Genomic DNA, 20,915 nt, shown 5'->3' with positions numbered 1-20,915 from the left:
GGCGGAGGCGCCGGCCCGTCGGCCGGGGGCGCCAACCGGTGCCCCCGGCCGACGGGCCTAGATGTGCGTCCACCCACCGTGGGCGAGGAGTCCGATGGGGCCCGCGGCGAGCAGCGCGGCGATCACCGTCCCCACCCAGCCGCGGTTCCGCCGGCCCGTGAGCAGCAGCATGACGCCGGACGGGAAGGCGAAGACGAAGATCGGCAGCGGGATCAGGAGGAACGGGGTCGAGAACAGGGCCTCGATCCCGAGTTGCAGCCAGCCGACGCCGAGGCAGGCGCGCCTGAACCCCGGCTCGCGCGGTACGGCCAGAGGCAGCAGGGTCAGCCCGAGGAACCCGCCGAACAGCACCCAGTACCACCCGGTCTCGCCCCGTCCGGCAACTCCCCACGGCACCCACGCGACACCGGCCAGTGCGACGAGCACCCGTCCGCCGGGCCTGACCCGCCCCCACACGGGCGCCGCCCGCGGTGCGACGGGCCGGTAGAACAACCCGGCCTCGTTCGCATAGCCCGGCTGCGCCGGCAGTGACTCGCTCATCCGATACCCCCGAACATGATTTGAACGCGTTCAATGGCTTGAACGCGTTCAACTTACCGCGCTGTCCGTCCCGACGAGAGCCCGGGGTACGGGTTGCCGCTACCGCCCCGGCAGGGTGCAGCACACCTGCCAGCCCGACGGGTCGCGCGCGCCCGAGGTCAGGGTGCCGCCGTGGGCGGCGGCGCGGGCCGCCAGGCCGGCCAGACCGGTCCCGCCCGCACCGCGGCGGCGGGGCAGCCGGAGCCTGCCGGCGGCCGGCCCACCCGCGTCACCGACGGTCACCCGTACCGCGCGGCCGTCCGGCTCGGAGGCCACCCGGACCGTCACCTCGGTGGCGTGCGGGGCGTGCCGGCGGACGTTGGTCAGGGCCTCCAGGACGACGGCGTACGCGGTGGCCTGGGCCTCGGCGGAGAGCAGTCCGACGGCCTCCGGGGCGAGGTCGACGGTGGCCCGCGGACCACCCTTCGTGCCGAAGCGGGCCACCAGCTCCGGCAGGTCGGCCAGACCCAGACGTCGGGTGGTTCCGGCCGCCTCCTGGTCCTCGCGCAGCGCGCCGACCATCTCGTCCATCGAGTCGAGCGCGCGCAGCCCCGCCTCCTCCAGCCGGCGCAGCAGCGCGGCGGTCTCCTCCGCTTCCTGGCCCGGGAGTTGGCCGGCCTGGGCCTCCAGCACGATGCCGGTGATCTCGTGGGCGACGAAGTCGTGCAGCCCACGGGCGACTTCGAGCCGCTGCTCGCGCCTGGCCCCGACCACGGCCCGCTCCCGGCGGGCGTCCAGGACGCGCAGGTAGAGGCTCGCCCCGGCGACCCCGAGCACCGGCAGCAGCGAGAACAGCACGCCACCCACGGGCCCGGCCGCGCCGCCCTGGGGCATCCGGAGGGCGAAGCGCAGCGGCAGCACCACGGCCGCGAGGCCGACCGCTCCGCCGATCGGCCCGGCCCAGCGGTCGGGCAGCCTGCGGACGGCCCGGAAGAGCAGGACGATCAGCGCCAGCCATTCGAACGGGGTCCAGAACGCGGGCAGCCGGTACGGCCCCGAGTAGCACAGGTCGACCAACAGCGAGGCCACAGCGGCCGCGCCGGCCGCGGTGGCGAGCGTGACCCGACCGAGCGGCCACGGGAGCAGCACCACCACCGCGACCGAGGTGGCCGTCAGGGCGAGCAGCAGGGCCGCGCCGTGGTCCCCCGGGTGCGCGAGCGCGACAGGCGTGAGCAGCAGGAGTGCGGCGGTGACGGCGGGCCAACACCGGGGCCGGGACCGGGGCCGGTCCGGGCGGGTCAGCAGATCGGTACGCACACCGCCGAGCCTACGGGCAGCACTCCCGGGGGAGTCGGTACTCCTCCCCGCGACGGAGTCAACTCCCCTCTCCGGGGGGAGGTCCGCCCAGCCCGCCGGTGCCAGACTCGATGCCGTCGGCACGACTCGCGGATCGGCTGGGTCCGGGGCTGCTGCGGCCCACCGGTCGCGGCCTGCCGGGCAGGGTACCGTTCATCCGCACCACCGGTGGCGACTCACCGCGCACGGCTGACCAGCGCCTGCCCCCCGGCCCGACCAGGGCCTTCCGGCGTCCGGCCGGGCCGGGGTGTCACCGACCGCCCGACCACCGGACCCCCTGGAGGCCCCGATGCTCCCCGACCGCCCGACCGTCCCGGGGTTGGCCGTCCCCGGGTTGCCCGAAGCCGGGCCGGCGGAAGCCGGACCGACCGAAGCCGGCGCGGGGTCCAACGACCGCACAGGGGACGGCCGTTGAACCCCGCGCCCCGACCCCGACCCCGGTCCCGGTCCTGGCCAAGCCCCTCCCGCCGGCCGGACCGCTCGCCCGACCACCCCGACTACGCCCGACTCGCCGCCGCCGGCCCGTACTTCGCCCTCGACACCTCGGGAACGACCCCGCCGCCCGGCTTCCGCCCCCTCCCCGAGCTGTACGGCACCGGCCCGGACGCCCCGCTCGCGGCCCGGGTCCGGGTGGTCGCGCAGCGCCTGGGCACGGCCGAACTCCGGGTCGCCGCCTCGATCCTGCACCTCGGCCTGGCCGCCCGCTTCTGGTCGGTGGGACTCGGGTCGGCCGTCCTGCTGGGGACGGTCCCGACGCTGGAGCGCGCCTGGGTACGGATCCCGGACCAGGGACCGATCGATCTCTGGACGCCGCCGGAACCGGCCCGCCCCGCCTCTGAGAGCCTCGCCGATCAGCTCCACCAGGCCGTCCTGATCGGTCAGTTGGAGCCGCTGGCCGCAACGGTTCGCGCCGCCGTGCCGCTCTCTGCGCGCCTGCTGCACGGCAACGCCGCCTCCGCGCTGGCCGGCACGCTCCGGGTGCTGGACGCCCATGCGGCGGGCCCGGCCCGGGAGTTGGTCGCGCAGCTGCTGGACCGTCCGCCGTTGAAGGGCTCCGGCGAGCTGGTCACCGGCCCGCGCGGGCCGGTGTTCCGGCGGACCAGCTGCTGCCTCTACTACCGGATCGGCCCGGGCGCCGGGCTCTGCGGGGACTGCTGCTTCACCCGCCCGCCGGCCCGGCGGCAGTAGCGCGGGACCGAGAACAAGATCGAGAACGAGAATCACGGGCGAGATTCACGAGCGGGAATCACGAGCGGGAATAACGGGCGGGAATCACGAGCGAGATCGAGAGCGAAACGGGCCCGCGCCCGGCTTGTCCAAGGCCGGGCGCGGGCCGCCGGTCCCCACCCGGCGCGATGCCCGTGGCGCCGGGTGAAGTCTTCGAGGCCCCCGCAGTCGTACGGTCCTCAGACCGCGACCGCCTCCTCCATCTCCTCCTCGGCCTCCGCCGACATTCCCGCCGACGCCCCGGCCGTCCCCACGGAGCGGCGCCCGCGGCCCTCGTACATCGCCGCGGCCACCAGGGCCGCGCCGCCCAGCAGCAGCCAGACCACCAGCGTCAGCACGTGACCGCCGAGCCCGGCACCGCCGTCGAAGTACATGATGCTGCGCGCGCCCTCCAGGTAGCCGGCCCCGGTCCAGAAGCCGTGCAGGGCCCCGAAGAAGCCGTTCTGCAGCTCGGGCCGGTAGATGCCGCCGGAGGAGGTGAAGTTGAGCATCACGAACAGCACCATCAGCGCGAGCGTGGTCCACCTCTTCAGGAAGCTGTGCAGGCCGATGCCGATCAGGACGATGCCCGCGGAGTAGAGCCAGCCGAGCGCCCAGATCGCGGCGTAGTCGTGGTCGACGACGTGGAAGACCGGCCCGGCGGTGACGATCCCGATCACGCTGACCACCACCGAGACCGCCACGCCGACCAGCGCCCGGATCCGCAGGCTCAGCCCCGCACCGGCGGCGCCGATCGCCGCGACGCTGGCGTACGAGCCGATGCTCAGCGCGACCAGCAGGAAGAAGAGGCCCTGGCCGGTCGGGTCGCCCTCGGCGAGGGTGGTGAGGTCGGTGACGTGCAGTGGCACGCCCTGCTTGTCGGTGACGTTGGTGAACACTGCCGTGGCGGCCACCACCGAGGTGTCCGAGTTGCCCTTGGCCACGATCAGCTCGGGGTTCCTGGCGTCGGGCACGAAGGCGCCCACCAGGTCCCGGTCGCGCAGCTGCTGCTCGGCGGCGGCGCGGTCGTCGACGGTGCGGACGTCCAGCGCGTCGCCCGCCTTGCCCTGGATCGCCTGGGCGAGGCCGTGCGCCTGGGGGCCGGCGCCGACCACGGCGACCTTGAGGTGGTGGGGTTCCGGCTGGTGGAAGGCACCCTGGTAGGCGAGGGCCATGCCGAGGCACATCAGCAGCGGGGTGAGCAGGTGGACGGCGAGGTGCTTGAGCGAGTGCCCCAGGGTGGGCGCTGCGGCGGTGGTCTGGGGTGTGCTCATGGCGTTCGTACCGTCCTCCGGCGACATGCGAAAACCTCCGATCAAGGTGGCAAATACAACTAATTCAGGTGGTAAATGCAACCATCTATGAATGTAGCTTACAACCATCCGATGCCGATCGGAAGCCGCCCGTCCGCTCAGGCCAGCTCGAACACGCCGTACGAGAAGCCGTCCGCCCGCAGTTCGCCGTCCACCACCCGCACGCCCTGCACCTCCAGCGGCCGCCCGACGCCCCGGCCGGGGCCGTCCGCCAGCCGGACCGCGCCCGGCTCCCGGCACGGGTTGACGGCGACCAGGTACCGCCCGGACCGGACGTACACCAGCGGGTACCCGGCGTGCCGCACCTCCACCCCGCCGGACGAGCCCAGCCCCGGGTGCGCTCGGCGCAGCGCGATCAGCCGCCGGACGGTGTGCAGCAGCGACGTCGGGTCGGCGCGCTGGGAGAGCACGTCCGGGCGCCGGGGGTCCGGGTCCACCGGCAGGTAGAGCCGCTCGGGGAGCGCGGTGGAGAACCCGGCCGTGGGGCCCGGCGTCCACTGCATCGGGGTACGGGAGCCCGCCCGGTTGTAGCGCGGTCCGAGCACGCTGCCCTCGACGTCCGGCAGCCCGGGCAGGTAGCGCATGCCGATCTCGTCGCCGTAGTACACCGCGGGCAGCGTCGGCCAGGTGAACAGGAAGGCGAAGGCGGGGGCGAGTTGTTCGCCCGAGCGGGAGCCGGAGGCGAGCCGGGAGAAGTCGTGGTTGGCGGTGGGCAGGACGATGTGCCCGTTGCCCTCGGTGAGTTCGGCGGCGCAGCGCCAGGCGTCCAGGAAGGTCTGCGGGGTGCCGCGCCCCTCGGCCTCGAAGTAGCACGGGCCGTGCTGCCAGAACTCCTCCACCGTGCCGCCGCCGTTGTTCCACAGCGAACGCAGCGGGAGGCCGTGGTCGTCCCCGCCGAAGTGCAGGAAGAAGTCCGCGTGGAAGCCCGCCGCAACGGCGGCGGCCGGCTCGCCCCACTCGGCGAACAGCGCGGCCCGGGGGTGGGAGCGGTCGAGCCAGTCGCGAAGTTCGGTCCAGAGCTTGGCGGTCTCGATCCGGCCCGGGTCGTCCTTGACCAGTGAGTACGCCATGTCCACCCGGAATCCGGCCACCCCGAGGTCCAGCCAGTGCGCCATGATCCCGCGCAGGGCCGCCCGGTTGGCGCGCGGGCCCTCGGCGTCCACCGGCTGGCGCCAGGGCTCCTCGGAACTGCCGCGGGCGTAGCCGAAGTTGAGCGCCGGCTGACAGTCGAAGAAGTTCGGCAGGTACCAGCCGGGGCGGCTGCCGGGTGAGGCGACGAAGCCGTCCACCTGCCGGTCCGACCAGATGTAGCGGTGGTCGGCCGGGTCCTCCGCGGCGGCCAGGAACCATGGGTGGCGGTCGGAGGTGTGCCCGGCGACCAGGTCGAGCAGGATGCGGATGCCCTTGGCCCGGGCGGCCTCGACCAGGGCGACCAGGTCCTCGGTACGGCCGTAACGCGGCGCGGGCGTCAGGTAGTCGGTGACGTCGTATCCGGCGTCGCGGAACGGCGAGGCGAAGCAGGGGTTGAGCCAGACCGTGTCCACGCCGAGCCAGGAGAGGTGGTCGAGGTGCTGGGCGATCCCGGCGAAGTCACCGATGCCGTCGCCGTCGGAGTCCGCGAAGGTCTGCGGGTAGATCTGGTAGAGGACGGCGTCGGCCAGCCAGTCGGGGCCGGGGCGGGTCGAGGTCATGGGGGTGGGTCCTCCTGCCGGGTCCGGGGGCCGCGCGGGCCGAGAGCCGAGGGGCCGGGCTGAGCCGGGTGCCACCGATTCTCGTCCAATCCCGGCCGTCCCGACAGCCCTCCTCGCGCCTTCACGGAACCACCCCCGTACCTGCCCGCACCCCCACCGCCCCGGCACGCCGGCCCGCTCCGCTCCACCACCCGGCCGCCGGCGCCCCCGCCACGCCCCCGGCCGCCCGGTGCCCCCGCTACGCCCCCGCCGCCGCGCACGCCTGGGTGAACTCCCGGGCCCGCCTGGTGATCTCCGCCCAGTCCCCCGCCTCGACCGCCGCCGGCGGCACCACGTCCGTGCCCGCGCACACCGCGAGCGCCCCCTGCGACAGGAACTCGGCCGCGTTGCCCGCGTTGACCCCTCCCGAGGCCACCAGCGGCACGTCCGGGTACGGGCCGCGCAGGTCCTTGAAGTAGCCGGGCCCGAACGACCGGGCCGGGAAGATCTTCACGGCCGCGGCGCCCAGGTCGACGGCCCGGGCCACCTCGGTCGGGGTGAGCGCCCCCAGCACCACCGGCACCCCCCGGGCCCGGCCGGCCTCCGCGACCGCGGGCCGGCAGCCGGGCGTGACCAGGAAGGACGCCCCGGCGTCGATCCCCCGCTCGGCCTGCTCGGCGGTCAGCACCGTCCCGACCCCGACCCGCCATCCGGCGGCGGACGCCCGGGCCAGATGGTCCGTCACCTGTGGTGTGGTGTACGTGAATTCGGTGAAGGCGATGCCGCCTTCGGCGAGTGCGGCGCACAGCGCGGCGGCGTCCGGGATCCGGGGTGCGCGGACCACCGCGATCACCGGGTCGTCCGACAGCTCGGAAAGGTCGTTCATCGGGCCAGAGTCCCTCGGTCGGTGCGGCGCAGGGCGCGCCCGGGCCTGGCGCCCGTGGTGCGACCCTGCCGGACGACGGCGGTGCCGTTGACGTACACGTACTCGATGCCCTCGGCGGGCATCCGGGGTCGCTCGAAGGTGGCGGCGTCCCGGACGCGTTCGGGGTCGAGGAGCACCAGGTCCGCGTGGAAGCCGGGGGCGATCCGGCCGCGCCGGTCCAGTCCCAGCCGGGCCGCGGGTCGGCCGGTCATCCGGGCGACCGCCTCCTCCAGGGTGAGCACGCCCAACTCCCGGCTGTAGTGGCCGAGGTAGCGGGCGAAGGTGCCCCAGGCCCGCGGGTGCGGCCGGGCACCGACCAGCAGCCCGTCGCTGCCGACGGTGTGCGCCGGGTGGCGCATGACCGCCCGGACGTTCTCCTCGTGTCCGACGTGCTGGAGCACGGTGGTGCCCAACTCGTCCTGGCGCAGCAGGTCGAGGAAGGTCTCCGTCCCGCTCCGCCCCTGTTCGGCGGCGAGTTCGGCAACGGTCCGGCCGACCGCCCCGGCGAGCCGCTCCGAGCGGACACCGGAAATCTGGATCGTCGCCCAGTCCGCGACCACGCCGTGGCAGCCGTCGCTGCCCTGCTCCTCCATCGCGCACCGGATCCGCTCGCGGTCCGCCGGGGTGGCGAGCCGGACCAGGGTCGCACCCGGTCCGCCCTCGGTGGCCCAACTCGGCAGCAGGGCGGCCAGGGTGGTGGATCCGGGCAGGTAGGGGTAGCTGTCCAGGGTGACGTCGACGCCCTCGGCGAGCGCCCGGTCGACCAGCTCCAGCAGCTCGCCGGCCCGGCCGCGGTTGACCCCGAAGTTCATCGTGGCGTGGGTCAGGTGCAGCGCGCAGCCGGACCGCCGGGAGATCTCCACCATCTCCGCGTATCCCTCCAACGCGCCGCGCCCGTAGGAGCGTTGGTGCGGCGCGTGGAAGCCGCCGTAGGCCGCGACCACGGTGCACAGCTCGACCAGTTCGGCGGTGTCCGCGTACATCCCGGGGGTGTAGCTGAGGCCGCTGGACATGCCGACCGCGCCGTCCAGCAGGCCCTGCGCCAACTCCTGGCGCATCCGGTCGAGTTCGGCCGGGGTCGGCGGGCGATTGTGCCAGCCCACGGCGAGCATCCGCAGCGAGCCGTGCGGAACCAGGTAGCAGGCGTTGACGGCGGGCCGGGTGCGGTCGATCCGGTCCAGGTAGCCGGCCACGTCGCGCCAGTCCCAGTCGAGGTCCGCCGGATCACCGTTCCAGCCCGCCAGTTGGCGGCGCAGCGCGGGCAGGGTGGTGTCGTCCACCGGGGCGTAGGACAGGCCGTCCTGGCCGAGGACCTCGCAGGTGACGCCCTGGGTGACCTTCGCCGGGTGCTCGGGTTCGAGCAGCAGGGCGAGGTCGGAGTGGGCGTGCATGTCGATGAAGCCGGGGGCGAGCACCAGTCCGTCGGCGTCCACGGCCGAGGGGCCGTTCAGGCCCGGGCCGATCTCGGCGATCAGCCCGTCGGCGATCCGTACGTCGGCGCGGTAGCGCTCGGCGCCGGTCCCGTCGACGACCGTTGCCCCTTTGAAGACCGTGTCCCCTTTGACGGCAGTCGCCCCTGTGACGACCGTCGCCCGATCCGTGGAGCCCACGCCTCTCTCCGTCTCCGCCTCCGCCATCAGAAGAACGTCCTGACCAGCCCGGTGACCTTCGGCTCGGCCGCGTCCGCGGAGTCCAGCACCGGAACGGCCGTCCACTTGTCGAAGGCCGTGCACGGGTGCGAGACCCCGAGCCGCACCACCGCGCCGACGGGCGCAAGGTCGCCCGCGTCGCGGAGGAAGGCGTGCTGGTCGTTGAGCGCGGTGATCCGTGCCGCCGTACCCGTCAACTCCGCTCCACCGCGGACCCGTTGCGGCTCGGGCAGTCCTTCGTCGAAGGGCAGGTCGCGCTTGCCCGTGTCCAGCAGCGCCAGCTGCGGCTCCGGCCGGGAGACCACCCGGCCCCAACCGTGCAGCGCGCCGCGGAACCGGGAGCCGCCGCAGCGGGCGAGCGGCGAGACGCCCCGGTAGAAGCCGTCGTCGTGGGCGATGTACGCGCCCGAGCGCAGCACCACCAGCGCCTCCGGCAGGGCGGCCAACTCCTCGACCACCAGGTCGAAGTAGGCGCTGCCGCCGGCCGAGACCACCGGCGGCGCACCGTCCGGGTAGGCGCCGGCGAGCCGGCCGTGCAGCTCGCCGAGCGCCTTCAGATAGCCGCGTACGGTGGCCAGCCCCTCGGCCGTGGCGTCGTGCGCGAGGGCACCCTCGTACCCGCCGACGCCGGCCAGTCGCAGGGTGGGCGCGCGCCGCACGGCGGCGGCGACCTCGACGGCCGCGTCCACTCCGCGCACGCCGGTCCGCCCACCCGGACCGCCGAGTTCGACCAGCACCTCGACCGGCCGTTCGGCCCCGGCCGCGCGCAGGGCTTCGTCCATCAGCCGTACGCCCCTGGTGGAGTCCGTCCAGCAGAGGAAGGCGAAACCCGGGTCGGCGGCCAGTTCGGCGGCGAGCCAGGCGATTCCGGCCGGGTCGAGCAGGGTGTTGGCGAGCAGGATCCGCCGGACGCCGAAGGCGCGGGCGACCCGCATCTGCGGCAGGTTGGCGAGGGTGATGCCGTGGCTGCCGGCGGCGAGTTGGGCCTGCCAGAGCTCGGGCGCCATGGTGGTCTTGCCGTGCGGGGCGAGGGCGACGCCCGCCTCGGCGCACCAGTCGGCCATGGTGCGGACGTTGTGGTCGAGCGCGGCGCCGTCGAGGGTGAGCAGCGGGGTGCCGAGCGAGGAGAGGGTGGGCCCGGTGGCGAGCCAGTCGCGGACGGTGTGCCCCCAACTCTCCGGCGGGAGGGCCTTGAACCGCCAGTCGAGGATCTCGTCGGCCAGGGCCGCGACCGCCCCTTCCGCGATCCCCGGCCCGGCTGCGCTGCTCGCAAAGGCACTGCCGCCCACCGGACTTGCGTCGCCTGCGGGGGCGCTGCCGCCTGCCGCCCCCCGGTCGCCCGCGGAGGCACTGCCGCCCACCGGGCCGCGGTCGCCCGCGAAGGCCTGCTCCACCGCCACCGTCTCCTCCGTCCGCCATGTTGCAACATGTGCAACGAGGGTTGCACATGCTGGCAGCACGGTTCTAGCATCGGCGCCGGATCACGGTCAACGAAACCGACTGCCCCGAGGAGCCCAGCAGATGTCGCGACAGGACACCCCGGCCCCGAATCGGCCCGGGCCTCCCCCGACGGCCGTCTGCGTGGGCGAGTCGATGGCCGTGCTGCTGCCCGACCGAACGGGCCCGCTGGAGACCGTGGAGAACTTCCGGCTGTCCGTCGGCGGCGCGGAGTCCAACGTGGCCGGGTCGCTGGCCGCGCTCGGCGTGCCGACCGCCTGGATCAGCCGGGTGGGTGACGACGGCTTCGGCCGCCGACTGCTCACCGAGCTCGCCGCCCGCGGCGTGGACGTCTCGGCCGTCACCGTCGACCCGCACCGCCCGACCGGCCTCTACCTCAAGGAGGTCGGCGGCGCCACCGGCCACCGGCACGACCTCGGCCCCGGCCGCAGCCGCCTCCACTACCACCGGCGCGGCTCCGCGGCCGCCGCGCTCTCCCCCGCCCTGCTCGCCGACCCGGCCGCCGCCGCCCTGCTGGCCGGTGCCCGCCTGCTGCACCTGTCCGGCATCACCGCCGCGCTCTCCGACGACTGCCTCGCCCTGCTGCGCACCCTGCTCGCCGACCGCCGCCCGGACCGGCTGGTCAGCTTCGACCTCAACTGGCGCCCCGCGCTCTGGCAGGACCGCGACCCGGCCGTGCTCCCGCCCCTGCTGGACTCCGCCGATCTGCTGCTGCTCGGCGCCGACGAGGCCCTGGCCGCCTTCGGCACCGACGAACCCGGGGAGCTGCGCCGCCGCTTCCCCTCCCCCGCCACCGTGGTGGTCAAGGACGCGGACCGGCTGGTCACCGCCCTGGAGCGGGACGGCACGGCGGTCGCCGAACCGGCCCTGGCCGTCGAGGTGGTGGAAGCCACCGGCGCGGGCGACGCCTTCGCGGCCGGCTACCTGGCCGGCACCCTCCACGGACTGGACCAGCGCAGACGGCTGCGGCTCGGCCACCTGGGCGCGGCCTGCGCGCTGACCGCCCACGGCGACCAGGCCGAGCTGCCGCCCGCCCCGGTGGTGGCCGCGCTGCTCGGCGCCTCCCCGGCCGACTGGGCGGCCACCCGGGTCACCGCCGGGGGCATCACCTCCCCCGCCCTGCCCTCCGGCCTGGCCTGCACCGCGGCCCCGACCGGGCCCCGGCCCGGGAAACCCGCGGATCGCCCGGATCCCTCCCATCCCTCCCATCCGGCCGAAGCGGCCGATCCGGCCCGGGCACAATGAGCACGACCTGCAGCCACCTGACCGGAGCACGAGCCCGATGAGCCAGACCGTCACCCGCGCCCTGCGCATCCTCGCCCAGCTCGGCGAGGGCGAGCGCTCCCTGGACCAGCTGGCCGAGGTCCTCGGCGTGCACAAGACCACCGTGCTCCGGCTGCTCCAGAGCCTTGAGGAGGAACGGTTCGTCTACCGCGACGCGGCCTACCGCTATCACCTCGGCGCGGGCCTGTTCGCCCTCTCCGGCCTCGCCCTGGAGCAGCGCGGCATCCGCCGGATCGCCGCCCCGCACCTCGCCGAGCTGAACTCCGCCACCGGCCAGACCGTGCACCTGGCGGCCTACGAGGGCGGCGAAGTGGTCTACATCGACAAGTTCGACTCCCGCCACCCGGTCAGGATGTACTCCCGGATCGGCCTGCGCGCCGCCCTGCACAGCGCCGCCGTCTCCAAGGTGCTGCTGGCCGACCTGCCGCTGCCGGAACGCCGCCGGGTGGTGGCCGGGATCGACTTCACCCCGCACACCGAACGCACCCTCACCACGCCCGAGGCGCTGCTCGCCGAGCTGGAGCAGGTCGCCGCCCAGGGCTGGGCACAGGACCACGCGGAGCACGAGGCCTTCATCAACTGCGTCGCCGCCCCGATCCGGGACGCCACCGGCCGGGTCGTCGCCGCCGCCTCCATCTCCGTCCCCGACGTCCTCCTCCCGTACGAACAGGTGCTGGACCTCCTCCCGCAGCTGCTCGCCACCACCCGCGCCGTCTCGGCCGACTGCGGCCACCCCGACCACATCTGACGAACCGTCATCGATCGACAAGGAACGCCATGTCCCCCGCGCCCTCCGACAAGACCGAGATCCGCACCGACGGCGCCCCCGCCCCTGCCTGGATGTTCTCCCAGGGCGTCCGGAAGGGCCCGATCCTTCAGGTCTCCGGCCAGGGCCCGCAGGACCCGGCGACCGGCGAGTACCTCCACCACGGCGACGTGAAGGCGCAGACCCGCCGCACCCTGGAGAACGTCAAGGCCGTCGTCGAGGCGGGCGGCGCCACCGTCGAGGACGTGGTGATGTTCCGTGTCTACCTCACCGAGCGCGCCCACTTCCCGCTGATGAACGAGGCCTACGCCGAGTTCATCGAGGAGAACGTCGCACCGGGCGGGGTGAAGCCCTGCCGGACCACCGTCTTCGTCGAACTCCCCCAGGAGCCCATGCTGGTGGAGATCGACGCCCAGGCCGTCGTCGCCTGAACCGCCACCGGCACCACCGAGGGCCCGGACGCCACCACGGCGCCCGGGCCCTCCCCGCTTGCCACACCCCGGCACGAACATTAGGTTAGGCTCACCTAACTACGAGGAGGTCCGTCCATGAGCCTGCAGAGCGGCGACGCCGAGGTGCCCGAGCCCACCACCGCCGACCGGGTCCACAGCCTGCTCAGCGCGACCTCCTCGCTGACCGTCCGCGCCCTCGGCGAGCACCACGACCTGGACACCCCGGTCTCCGTCCACGGCTCCCGCCTGCGCCTGTGCGCCCCGCTGGACGCTCCGCTCACCGCGGCCGCCGCCGGCGCCACCGACGGCCTGGCCGTCGTCCTCGACGTCACCGACGTCTCCCCCGTCGCCGTCCGCGACCGCATCCGCGCCCGGCTCACCCTGGCCGGCCGGCTGCACCTGGCCCACCTCGCCGACGACGGCCTGAGCGTCCACCTGCGGGTGGACGTCGCCCACGCCGTCCTCGCCACCCCGTACGGCACCGGCGCGCTCACCGCCGCCGACCTCGCCCTCGCGACCCCGGACCCGCTGGCCCGCCACGAGGCCGCACTGCTCACCCACCTGGCCGACGACCACGCCGACGCCCTCGACCTGCTCGCCCGACTCCTCGACCCGGCCCTGCTCACCCACCGCCCCGCCGTGCGCCCGCTCGCCCTGGACCGCCACGGCCTGGTGCTGCGCCTGGACCACTCGCACGGCCACCGCGACGTCCGCCTGGTCTTCCCCGAACCCGCCTGTGACACCGAGGACTTCGGCCACCGGATGCACGAGCTCCTCACCGCCGCCCAGCACGGCCTGCCGGCCCACCGGAGCTAGGGCCGGCGGCACACGGGACCCGCCGGGCAGGCCCTCGGTCGCCCTCCGCCGCGCCGTTCAGGCCGAACGCCACCCGGAACCGAGAACGGCAAATGGCCGGCCCGGCTGGAGGGGAGATGTCCCCTGCAGCCGGGCCGGCCGTGGGCGTGTCCCGCGCCCATGTCCACTACCGCGGCGATCATCCGGTCGAGCGGTCACCCGACATGACCATCCCGGAGGATCGTTTCGCCCCCGCGACAGCGGTGGTTCCTGAAACCCTGCTGGGTCAGAGCGCGACGCCGTGCGCCCGCAGGTAGGTGACCGGGTTGATGTCCGAGCCGTACTCCGGACCGGTGCGGATCTCGAAGTGCAGGTGCGGGCCGGTCACATTGCCGGTCGCGCCGGAGAGGCCCAGCTGCTGGCCGACGGTGACGCTCTGACCGATCTTCACGCCGATCATCGAGAGGTGCGCGTACTGCGCGTACTTGCCGTCGGCGAGCTTGATCTCGACCTCGTTGCCGTAGGCGCCGCCGTTGCCGGCCTTCACCACGACACCGTTGGCGACGGCGCGCAGCGGGGTGCCGGTGGAGGCGACGAAGTCCTGGCCGGTGTGGTGGCCGGAGGCCCACATCGCGCCGGCCACGCCGTAGGCCTCACCCAGCACCGGGTTGGCGAGCGGGGCCACGTAGCCGGCGGTGGCGGCGACGGGGGCCGCGGTGACGGCCTGGGCCGGGGCGGCGGTCTGAACCTGGGTCTGCAGCTGGGCGCCCGGCTTGGCGGCCTCGGTCTGGACCTGCAGCTGGGTGTCCGCGGCGGCGGCGTCCTGGGTGGCCGGCGCGGACGGCTTCGCCGGAGCGGCGGGCTTCGCGGCGTCAGCGGCGTCAGCGGAGTCAGCGGCACCCGAGGCCCCGGCGGCGTGGCCCACGAGGACGAGCTGCTGGCCGGGGAAGATCAGGTTCGGGTCGGTGCCGACCACCGAGCGGTTCTGCTCGTACAGCGCGTGCCAGCCGCCGTCGACGTTCTTGACGTCGGCGATCTTCGAGAGGGTGTCGCCGCTGACGACGCGGTAGCTCTCGTGGGCGATGGCCGAGGCGGCCGAGGAGGGAGCGGCGTGCGAAGCGGCCGCGGCGGTGTTCGCCTGGGCGCTCATCGCGGTCACCAGCGGCAGGACGAAGGAGACACCTGTGACGGCGGTGGCGATGCCGATGCGGGCGGCACGGGGCAGGGTGATACGACGAGCCTGTGCAGGCATGGAACTTTCCTCTCCGACGCCTGCGAGGTGAGCTGTCGGGTTCGGGCTGGAGTTGCCCGGCCGCATGCGCGGCTTCACCCCGAGCCGGTCCTGGACGTCCGCGCTCCGAAAAGCGCGAACTCCGGTCCGGCGACTTACCTGTGGGTCCCCCGCTCCTGCCGTACAGAGTTCAGTTCGAACCACCGGGCAGCGGCAGGACTCGGCGTTCCACCCGGCGGATCCGTCCGGACTGGCCGGGCGGTCGCTGAACTAAAACTCATCCGTTCGGGTGAAGCAATGTCGATCTCTTGAACGGGCAACCAACCCCCGACAGGCAGTGACCCTCCGGATGGTCCGCTGTACCGTACGTGCACAATCCATTCACTCGGCGCCACTGATCCACGACCCTGCGCCGACCGCCGCACCCCAGCGCGCCGGTCCGTTCACGCACCGTCGCCGACCGACACGCCTCCCGGTGACCCTTGTCACGTGCGCCCCACCGGGCGCAGGATCGGGCCGTGACCACCTCCGAAGCCGGCTCCCTGCGCCTGGGCACCGCGCAGGGACGCTGGGTACTGCTCGCGACGGTGCTCGGCTCCAGCATGGCGATGCTCGACGGCACCGTGGTGAACGTCGCCCTGCCCCGGATCGGCACCGACCTCGGCGCCTCCCTCGCCTCCCTGCAATGGACCCTGAACGCCTATCTGCTCACCCTGGCCGGCCTGATCCTGCTCGGCGGCGCCCTGGGCGACCGCTACGGGCGGCGCAAGGTCTTCCTGATCGGCGTGGTCTGGTTCGCCGCCGCCTCCGCGGCCTGCGCCGCCGCGCCGACCATCCACGTGCTGATCGCCGCCCGCGCCGTCCAGGGCATCGGCGGCGCGCTGCTCACCCCGGGCTCGCTCGCCATGCTCCAGGCGGTCTTCCACCCTGACGACCGCTCGGCCGCGGTGGGCCTGTGGTCCGGCCTGGGCGGGGTGGCGGCCGCCATCGGCCCCTTCCTCGGCGGCTGGCTGGTGGACGGGCCCGGCTGGCGCTGGATCTTCCTGCTGAACCTGCCGCTGGCCGCCGCGGTGATCGTCGTCACCTCCCGGTACGTCCCGGAGAGCCGGGACGAGTCCGCCACCGGCCGCTTCGACGTGCCCGGCGCCCTGCTCGCCGCGCTCGCCCTCGGCGCGATCACCTACGCGCTCACCGCCGCCGGGGAGGGGCTGTCCCCCGGCGTCTGGGTCAGCGGCGCGCTCGGCCTGCTGCTCGCCGCCGCGTTCGTGGCTGTCGAGCGGCGGGCGCCCGATCCGATGCTGCCGCTCGGACTGTTCTCCTCCCGGCTGTTCACCGCCGTGAACCTGGTCACCCTGTGCGTCTACGCGGCGTTCAGCGGGGTCTTCTTCCTCCTGGTGGTGCAGTTGCAGATCGTCGCCGGCTTCTCGCCGCTGGTCTCCGGCTTCGCCCTGGTGCCCATCACGCTGCTGATGCTCACCCTGTCCGCGCGCGCCGGACGCCTCGGCAAGCGGATCGGCCCGCGCGTCCCGCTCACCGTCGGCCCGATGCTCTGCGCCGCCGGGGTGCTGCTGATGCTGCGCATCGGCCCCGGCTCCTCCTACTGGGCGGACGTGCTGCCCGCGGTCGCGGTGATGGGCTCCGGGATGACCCTGCTGGTCGCGCCGCTGACCGCCACCGTGCTGGCCGCCGTCGACGTGCGGCACGCGGGCATCGCCAGCGGCGTCAACAACGCCGCCGCCCGGGCGGCCGGCCTGCTCGCGGTGGCCGCCCTCCCGGCGATGGCCGGGCTGAGCGGCGACGCCTACCGGGTGCCCTCCTCGGTGGACTCCGCCTTCCACACCGCGATGCTGATCTGCGCGGGCCTGCTGGTCGGCGGCGGGCTGATCGCCTCCGTCACAGTCCGGGGCAACGTGCTCGCGCCCGAGGAACAGCCGGTGGCCGAGCCGAGCTGCGACTGGCCGTGCTCCACCACCACCCCGCCGTTCGACCCCGGCCACTCCCGGACGCCCGAGGGCCCCGCCACCGGAACGGCGGCAGGGCCCTCGCCGGAGAACTGAGTCCCCCGTCAGTCAGCTGAGGCTCCGTCAGAGGATGTCGGCAGGAGCGTACTTGGCCGCCTCGGGGTAGGCCGCAGCGACGGCCTCCACCTGGCGGACGACCTCGGCGACCTGCGCCCCGGCCGCCCCGGTGAAGGACAGCTTGTCGGCCAGCAGCGCGTCCAGCGCGGCCCGGTCCAGCGGGATGCGCTCGTCGGCGGCGAGGCGGTCCAGCAGCTCGTTCTCCCGGGCACCCGCGCGCATCGCCAGCGCGGAGGCGACGGCGTGCTCCTTGATGACCTCGTGGCCGGTCTCCCGGCCGACGCCCGCGCGCACCGCACCCATCAGCACCTTGGTGGTGGCCAGGAACGGCAGGTAGCGGTCCAGCTCCGCCTCGACCACGGCCGGGAAGGCGCCGAACTCGTCCAGGACGGTCAGGAAGGTCTCCAGCAGGCCGTCGAAGGCGAAGAACGCGTCCGGCAGCGCGACCCGGCGCACCACCGAGCAGGAGACGTCGCCCTCGTTCCACTGGTCGCCGGCCAGCTCGCCGGTCATCGAGGCGTAGCCGCGCAGGATGACGGCCAGGCCGTTGACGCGCTCGCAGGAGCGGGTGTTCATCTTGTGCGGCATCGCGGAGGAGCCGACCTGGCCCTCCTTGAAGCCCTCCGTCACCAGCTCGTGGCCGGCCATCAGACGGATGGTCTTGGCCAGGCTGGACGGCGCGGCGGCCAGCTGGACGAGGGCGGTCAGCACCTCGAAGTCCAGCGAGCGGGGGTAGACCTGGCCGACGCTGGTCAGCACGTTGTCGAAGCCGAGGTGCGCGGCGACCCGGCGCTCCAGCTCGGCCAGCTTGTCGGTGTCGCCGCCGAGCAGGTCCAGCATGTCCTGGGCGGTGCCGACCGGGCCCTTGATCCCGCGCAGCGGGTAGCGGGCGATCAGCTCCTCCAGGCGGCGGAAGGCGACCAGCAGCTCGTCGGCGATCGACGCGAAGCGCTTGCCCAGGGTGGTGGCCTGCGCGGCCACGTTGTGCGAGCGGCCGGCCATGACCAGCTCGGAGTGCTGGGCGGCCAGGTCGGCCAGACGCACCAGGACGGCGACGGTACGGTCCCGGACGTGCTCCAGGGACTGGCGGATCTGCAGCTGCTCGACGTTCTCGGTCAGATCCCGGGAGGTCATCCCCTTGTGGATCTGCTCGTGGCCGGCGAGTTCGCTGAACTCCTCGATCCGGGCCTTCACGTCGTGGCGGGTGACCCGCTCACGGGCGGCGATCGAGCCGAGGTCGACCTGGTCGATCACTCGCTCGTAGTCGGCGACGGCGTTCGCGGGCACCTCGACACCGAGGTCCTGCTGGGCCTTCAGGACGGCGAGCCACAGGTGGCGCTCAAGGACCACCTTGTGCTCGGGGGACCACAGCTGGGCCAGGGTCGCCGAGGCGTACCGGGAGGCCAGGACATTGGGGATCTGGGGCTTCGCGCTCACGCTTCGCAAGCCTAACAGCCGAGGTCACGCCGAACGTCGGCGGATGGGCTACGCTGGGCCGGTTCGACACTCGTCAGAATCGACCCTACAAACTCCTCGCCGCAAGAATACCACACCGATGAACGGAACTCCAGCGGAACCCACCGGCCCGGCCCGGCCCGCCGACTCCGCGGACCCGGCGCTCGCCGAGGCCCTGCGCACCGAACAGGCCCACCTCGACCGGCTCTACACCCACCTGGACGCCGCCCGCGAACGGGCCCGCCGCACCAGCGCCGCCGCCCACCGCGGCGCGTCCGCCGGCGGCCCCCACCAGGCCCGGCTGGAGCGCGAGGTCCGCGCCCACGAGGCCGCCCGCCACGCCGCCCGGCTCGACGCGGTGGAACGCGGCCTGTGCTTCGGCCGTCTCGACGAGCGCGACGGCACCGTGCACTACATCGGTCGTACCGGCCTGACCGACGAGGCCTACGAGCCCCTGCTGCTCGACTGGCGCGCCCCCGCCGCCCGCCCGTTCTACACCGCGACCCCCGCCCGCCCGGGCGCCGTGCTGCGCCGCCGCCACCTGCACACCGAGGGCCGCACCCTCACCGGTCTGGACGACGAGGCACTCGACCTCGCCGGGCTGGACGAGTCCGGCCGCCGCACCCTGGTCGGCGAGGCCGCGCTGTTCGCCGCCCTCGCCCGCGAGCGCACCGGCCGGATGGGCACCGCCGTCGCCACCATCCAGGCCGAGCAGGACCGGGTGATCCGCTCCCCGCTGCCCGGCGCCCTGGTCGTCCAGGGCGGGCCCGGGACGGGCAAGACCCTCGCCGCCCTGCACCGCGCCGCCTACCTGCTGTTCACCCACCGCGCCGCCCTGGAGCGCCGAGGCGTACTGGTCATCGGCCCCACCACGGACTTCCTGCGCTACATCGAGGAGGTGCTGCCCGCCCTCGGCGAGACCGAGGTGGTGCTGCGCACGGTCGGCGAACTGTTCCCGGACGTCACCACGAGCCGCACCGACGCGCCCGCCACGGCCGTCGCCAAGGGCGGCCCGTGGATGACCGAGGTGCTCCGACGGGCCGTCGCCGCCCACCAGTCGGCGCCCGCCGAGGGCCTCGACCTGGGCGACGGGCTGCGCGTCTCCGCCCGTGCCTGCGGCCAGGCCCTGGACGCCGCCCGCGGCCTGCGGGCGCCGCACAACCGGGCCCGCGCCCACTACCTGCGCACCCTGCTGGACGCCCTGGCCATCGCCCAGGCGCTCTCCCTCTGCCGCCCGTACGACGAGGAGGAGGCGCACTACGCCCCGCGCGAGCTGTGGGCCCGGGAGGACGTCCGTGCCGCACTCGATCCGCTCTGGCCCGCCCTCACCCCGCAGCGACTCCTCGAACGGCTGCTCACCGACGGGGAGTTGCTCGCCGAGATCGCCCCCGAGCACGCGGCCGCCCTGCTCCGCCCGCCCGGCTCGCCCTGGACGGTCGAGGACGTCCCGCTGCTGGACGAGGCCGCCGAACTCCTCGGCGAACTCCGCCCCGCGGACCGGAGCGAGCCCGAGGACCCGAAAGAACTCGCCTTCGCCCACGGCGTGCTGACCATCACCGGGCAGACCGACGACGTCCTGCTGGACGCCGCCGCCCTGGCCCGACGGTTCCACGACGACGGCCCGTACCGCTCCACCGCCGAACGCGCCGGCGCCGACCGCACCTGGGCGTACGGCCACGTCGTGGTGGACGAGGCGCAGGAACTCTCCGCGATGGCCTGGCGCACCGTCCTGCGCCGCGTCCCGACCAACTCGCTCACCGTCGTCGGCGACCTCGCCCAGACCGGATCGCCCGCCGGCGCCCGCAGTTGGGCCCAGATGCTGGACCCGCACCTGCCCGGCCGCTGGCGCGAGGAACGGCTCACCGTGAACTACCGGACGCCGGAACCGATCATGGCCCTCGCCGCCGCCGTGCTGCGCACCGCAGCCCCCGGCCGGCAGCCGCCCGAGTCCGTCCGCCCGGGCACCGAACGGCCGCGCGCCGTGCCCGTCCCGAACGGCGACTTCGCCACGGCCCTGGCCGAACTCCCCACACGGGTCGGCACCTTGGGCGTCATCGCAGCGGACGGCCCAGCGCCGGCGCTGGGCGCGCTGACGGTCACGGCGGCCAAGGGCCTGGAGTTCGACCACGTCGTGGTGGTCGAGCCGGCCGCGCTGGCCCCGCGGGACCTGTACGTCGCACTCACCCGCGCCACCCGCACGCTCACCCTGTTGCACCACCGGCCGCTGCCACCGGAACTCGCCGGGGCGCTCTGAGCACCCCGGGACGGGCGGCCCGCTACTGCTGCGCGCCGCCCGCACGGCCGGCCAGCACCGGCAGGACCTGCCCGCAGATCGAGTGCAGGGCGATCCGCTGCTCGTCGGTCATCGCCTCGAAGGCCTGGTGGGTGCGGGCCATCTCGCTGCGGATCCGGCTCAGGATGTCCCGGCCCTCGGCCGTGATCACCACGATCTTCACCCGGCGGTCACCGGCGGCCGCCTCCCGGTTGGCCAGACCGAGCGACTCCAGCCGGTCCACGATGCCGGTCACGTTCGACGCGTCGCAGCCCAGCCGCCCGGCCAGCGCCCGCATCGGCACCGGCTCCTGCACCGCGCCCAGCGCCTTGGCCTGCGAGGAGGACAGCCCGTGCCGGGCCGCGGCCGCCGCGAAGTCCTGGAAGTACGCGGCGCCGACGGCGGCCAACGCCTCCATCAGCTCGGCGTTGGTCGGTACGGTCGTCGTCGAGGTCGAACCCATGGGGCAAGCGTACGACCCAGTGC

17 protein-coding genes and 1 riboswitch are annotated in these 20,915 nt (G+C 74.4%); of the genes, 7 read left to right on the top strand and 10 right to left on the bottom strand.

The features are described 5' to 3' along the window. Nucleotides 1-57 precede the first annotated feature (57 nt). On the bottom strand, nt 58-540 hold the full coding sequence (locus ACZ6Z8_RS20615; RefSeq protein WP_465611482.1) for a hypothetical protein: 483 nt from the start codon (nt 538-540) through the stop codon (nt 58-60). 99 nt (nt 541-639) lie between these two features. Further along, complete coding sequence (locus ACZ6Z8_RS20610) at nt 640-1,836, bottom strand: sensor histidine kinase (protein ID WP_465611481.1); 1,197 nt, start codon at nt 1,834-1,836, stop codon at nt 640-642. A 450-nt stretch (nt 1,837-2,286) separates the two neighbouring features. Here ACZ6Z8_RS20610 and ACZ6Z8_RS20605 point away from each other — a divergent pair, with 450 nt between their 5' ends. Beyond that, on the top strand, nt 2,287-3,063 hold the full coding sequence (locus tag ACZ6Z8_RS20605; RefSeq protein ID WP_465611480.1) for a (2Fe-2S)-binding protein: 777 nt from the start codon (nt 2,287-2,289) through the stop codon (nt 3,061-3,063). Nucleotides 3,064-3,281: 218 nt separating this feature from the next. On the opposite strand, the gene ACZ6Z8_RS20600 is transcribed toward ACZ6Z8_RS20605, so the two are convergent. From ACZ6Z8_RS20600 to ACZ6Z8_RS20580, 5 genes are all read right to left on the bottom strand, one after another. Further along, a complete protein-coding gene (locus ACZ6Z8_RS20600; protein ID WP_465611479.1) occupies nt 3,282-4,355 on the bottom strand; it encodes a hypothetical protein in 1,074 nt (357 codons plus the stop codon). A gap of 137 nt (nt 4,356-4,492) precedes the next feature. Further along, nucleotides 4,493-6,085, bottom strand: a complete 1,593-nt coding sequence (locus tag ACZ6Z8_RS20595) for an alpha-amylase family glycosyl hydrolase (protein ID WP_465611478.1) — start codon at nt 6,083-6,085, stop codon at nt 4,493-4,495. Between the two features lie 238 nt (nt 6,086-6,323). Next, nucleotides 6,324-6,950, bottom strand: coding sequence for a bifunctional 4-hydroxy-2-oxoglutarate aldolase/2-dehydro-3-deoxy-phosphogluconate aldolase (locus ACZ6Z8_RS20590; RefSeq protein WP_465611477.1), 627 nt, complete (start codon nt 6,948-6,950; stop codon nt 6,324-6,326). Further along, a complete protein-coding gene (locus tag ACZ6Z8_RS20585; RefSeq protein ID WP_465611476.1) occupies nt 6,947-8,599 on the bottom strand; it encodes an N-acyl-D-amino-acid deacylase family protein in 1,653 nt (550 codons plus the stop codon). The genes ACZ6Z8_RS20590 and ACZ6Z8_RS20585 overlap by 4 nt, the downstream gene beginning before the upstream one ends. A 26-nt stretch (nt 8,600-8,625) precedes the next feature. Next, complete coding sequence (locus ACZ6Z8_RS20580; RefSeq protein WP_465611475.1) at nt 8,626-10,038, bottom strand: type III PLP-dependent enzyme domain-containing protein; 1,413 nt, start codon at nt 10,036-10,038, stop codon at nt 8,626-8,628. Nucleotides 10,039-10,159: 121 nt separating this feature from the next. On the opposite strand from ACZ6Z8_RS20580, the gene ACZ6Z8_RS20575 reads away from it, so the two are divergent. The 4 genes from ACZ6Z8_RS20575 to ACZ6Z8_RS20560 all read left to right on the top strand — a co-directional run bounded on the left by ACZ6Z8_RS20575 (nt 10,160) and on the right by ACZ6Z8_RS20560 (nt 13,414). Then, nucleotides 10,160-11,341 carry a sugar kinase gene (locus ACZ6Z8_RS20575; protein ID WP_465611474.1) on the top strand — a complete coding sequence of 394 codons (1,182 nt, stop codon included), beginning with the start codon at nt 10,160-10,162 and terminating at the stop codon, nt 11,339-11,341. A gap of 37 nt (nt 11,342-11,378) precedes the next feature. Then, a complete protein-coding gene (locus ACZ6Z8_RS20570; protein ID WP_465611473.1) occupies nt 11,379-12,128 on the top strand; it encodes an IclR family transcriptional regulator in 750 nt (249 codons plus the stop codon). A 29-nt stretch (nt 12,129-12,157) separates the two neighbouring features. Next, nucleotides 12,158-12,577: a RidA family protein gene (locus ACZ6Z8_RS20565; protein WP_465611472.1), complete on the top strand. Its 420-nt coding sequence runs from the start codon at nt 12,158-12,160 to the stop codon at nt 12,575-12,577. 117 nt (nt 12,578-12,694) lie between these two features. After that, nucleotides 12,695-13,414 (top strand): DUF2470 domain-containing protein, encoded by a 720-nt coding sequence (locus ACZ6Z8_RS20560; RefSeq protein WP_465611471.1) that lies wholly within the window; start codon nt 12,695-12,697, stop codon nt 13,412-13,414. Nucleotides 13,415-13,679: 265 nt separating this feature from the next. Here the strand turns inward: ACZ6Z8_RS20560 and ACZ6Z8_RS20555 are convergent, their stop codons facing one another. Further along, nucleotides 13,680-14,645 (bottom strand): M23 family metallopeptidase, encoded by a 966-nt coding sequence (locus ACZ6Z8_RS20555; protein WP_465611470.1) that lies wholly within the window; start codon nt 14,643-14,645, stop codon nt 13,680-13,682. Nucleotides 14,646-14,647: 2 nt separating this feature from the next. Beyond that, nucleotides 14,648-14,830, bottom strand: a riboswitch (cyclic di-AMP (ydaO/yuaA leader). Nucleotides 14,831-15,142: 312 nt separating this feature from the next. Between ACZ6Z8_RS20555 and ACZ6Z8_RS20550 the strand changes: the two genes are divergently transcribed. Then, complete coding sequence (locus tag ACZ6Z8_RS20550; protein ID WP_465611469.1) at nt 15,143-16,681, top strand: MFS transporter; 1,539 nt, start codon at nt 15,143-15,145, stop codon at nt 16,679-16,681. Nucleotides 16,682-16,708: 27 nt separating this feature from the next. On the opposite strand, the gene purB is transcribed toward ACZ6Z8_RS20550, so the two are convergent. After that, the gene (gene purB, locus ACZ6Z8_RS20545; RefSeq protein ID WP_380413757.1) at nt 16,709-18,148 is read right to left on the bottom strand and encodes an adenylosuccinate lyase; all 1,440 of its coding nucleotides are present in this window, start codon (nt 18,146-18,148) and stop codon (nt 16,709-16,711) included. A 109-nt stretch (nt 18,149-18,257) separates the two neighbouring features. On the opposite strand from purB, the gene ACZ6Z8_RS20540 reads away from it, so the two are divergent. Then, nucleotides 18,258-20,411 carry a HelD family protein gene (locus ACZ6Z8_RS20540; RefSeq protein ID WP_465611468.1) on the top strand — a complete coding sequence of 718 codons (2,154 nt, stop codon included), beginning with the start codon at nt 18,258-18,260 and terminating at the stop codon, nt 20,409-20,411. Between the two features lie 22 nt (nt 20,412-20,433). Here the strand turns inward: ACZ6Z8_RS20540 and ACZ6Z8_RS20535 are convergent, their stop codons facing one another. Next, nucleotides 20,434-20,892, bottom strand: a complete 459-nt coding sequence (locus ACZ6Z8_RS20535) for a MarR family winged helix-turn-helix transcriptional regulator (RefSeq protein ID WP_396536386.1) — start codon at nt 20,890-20,892, stop codon at nt 20,434-20,436. Between the last annotated feature and the right edge of the window lie 23 nt (nt 20,893-20,915).

It is taken from the genome of Kitasatospora sp. NPDC101108 (genome assembly GCF_055584725.1).
This window is presented reverse-complemented; position numbering and strand designations above follow the sequence as displayed.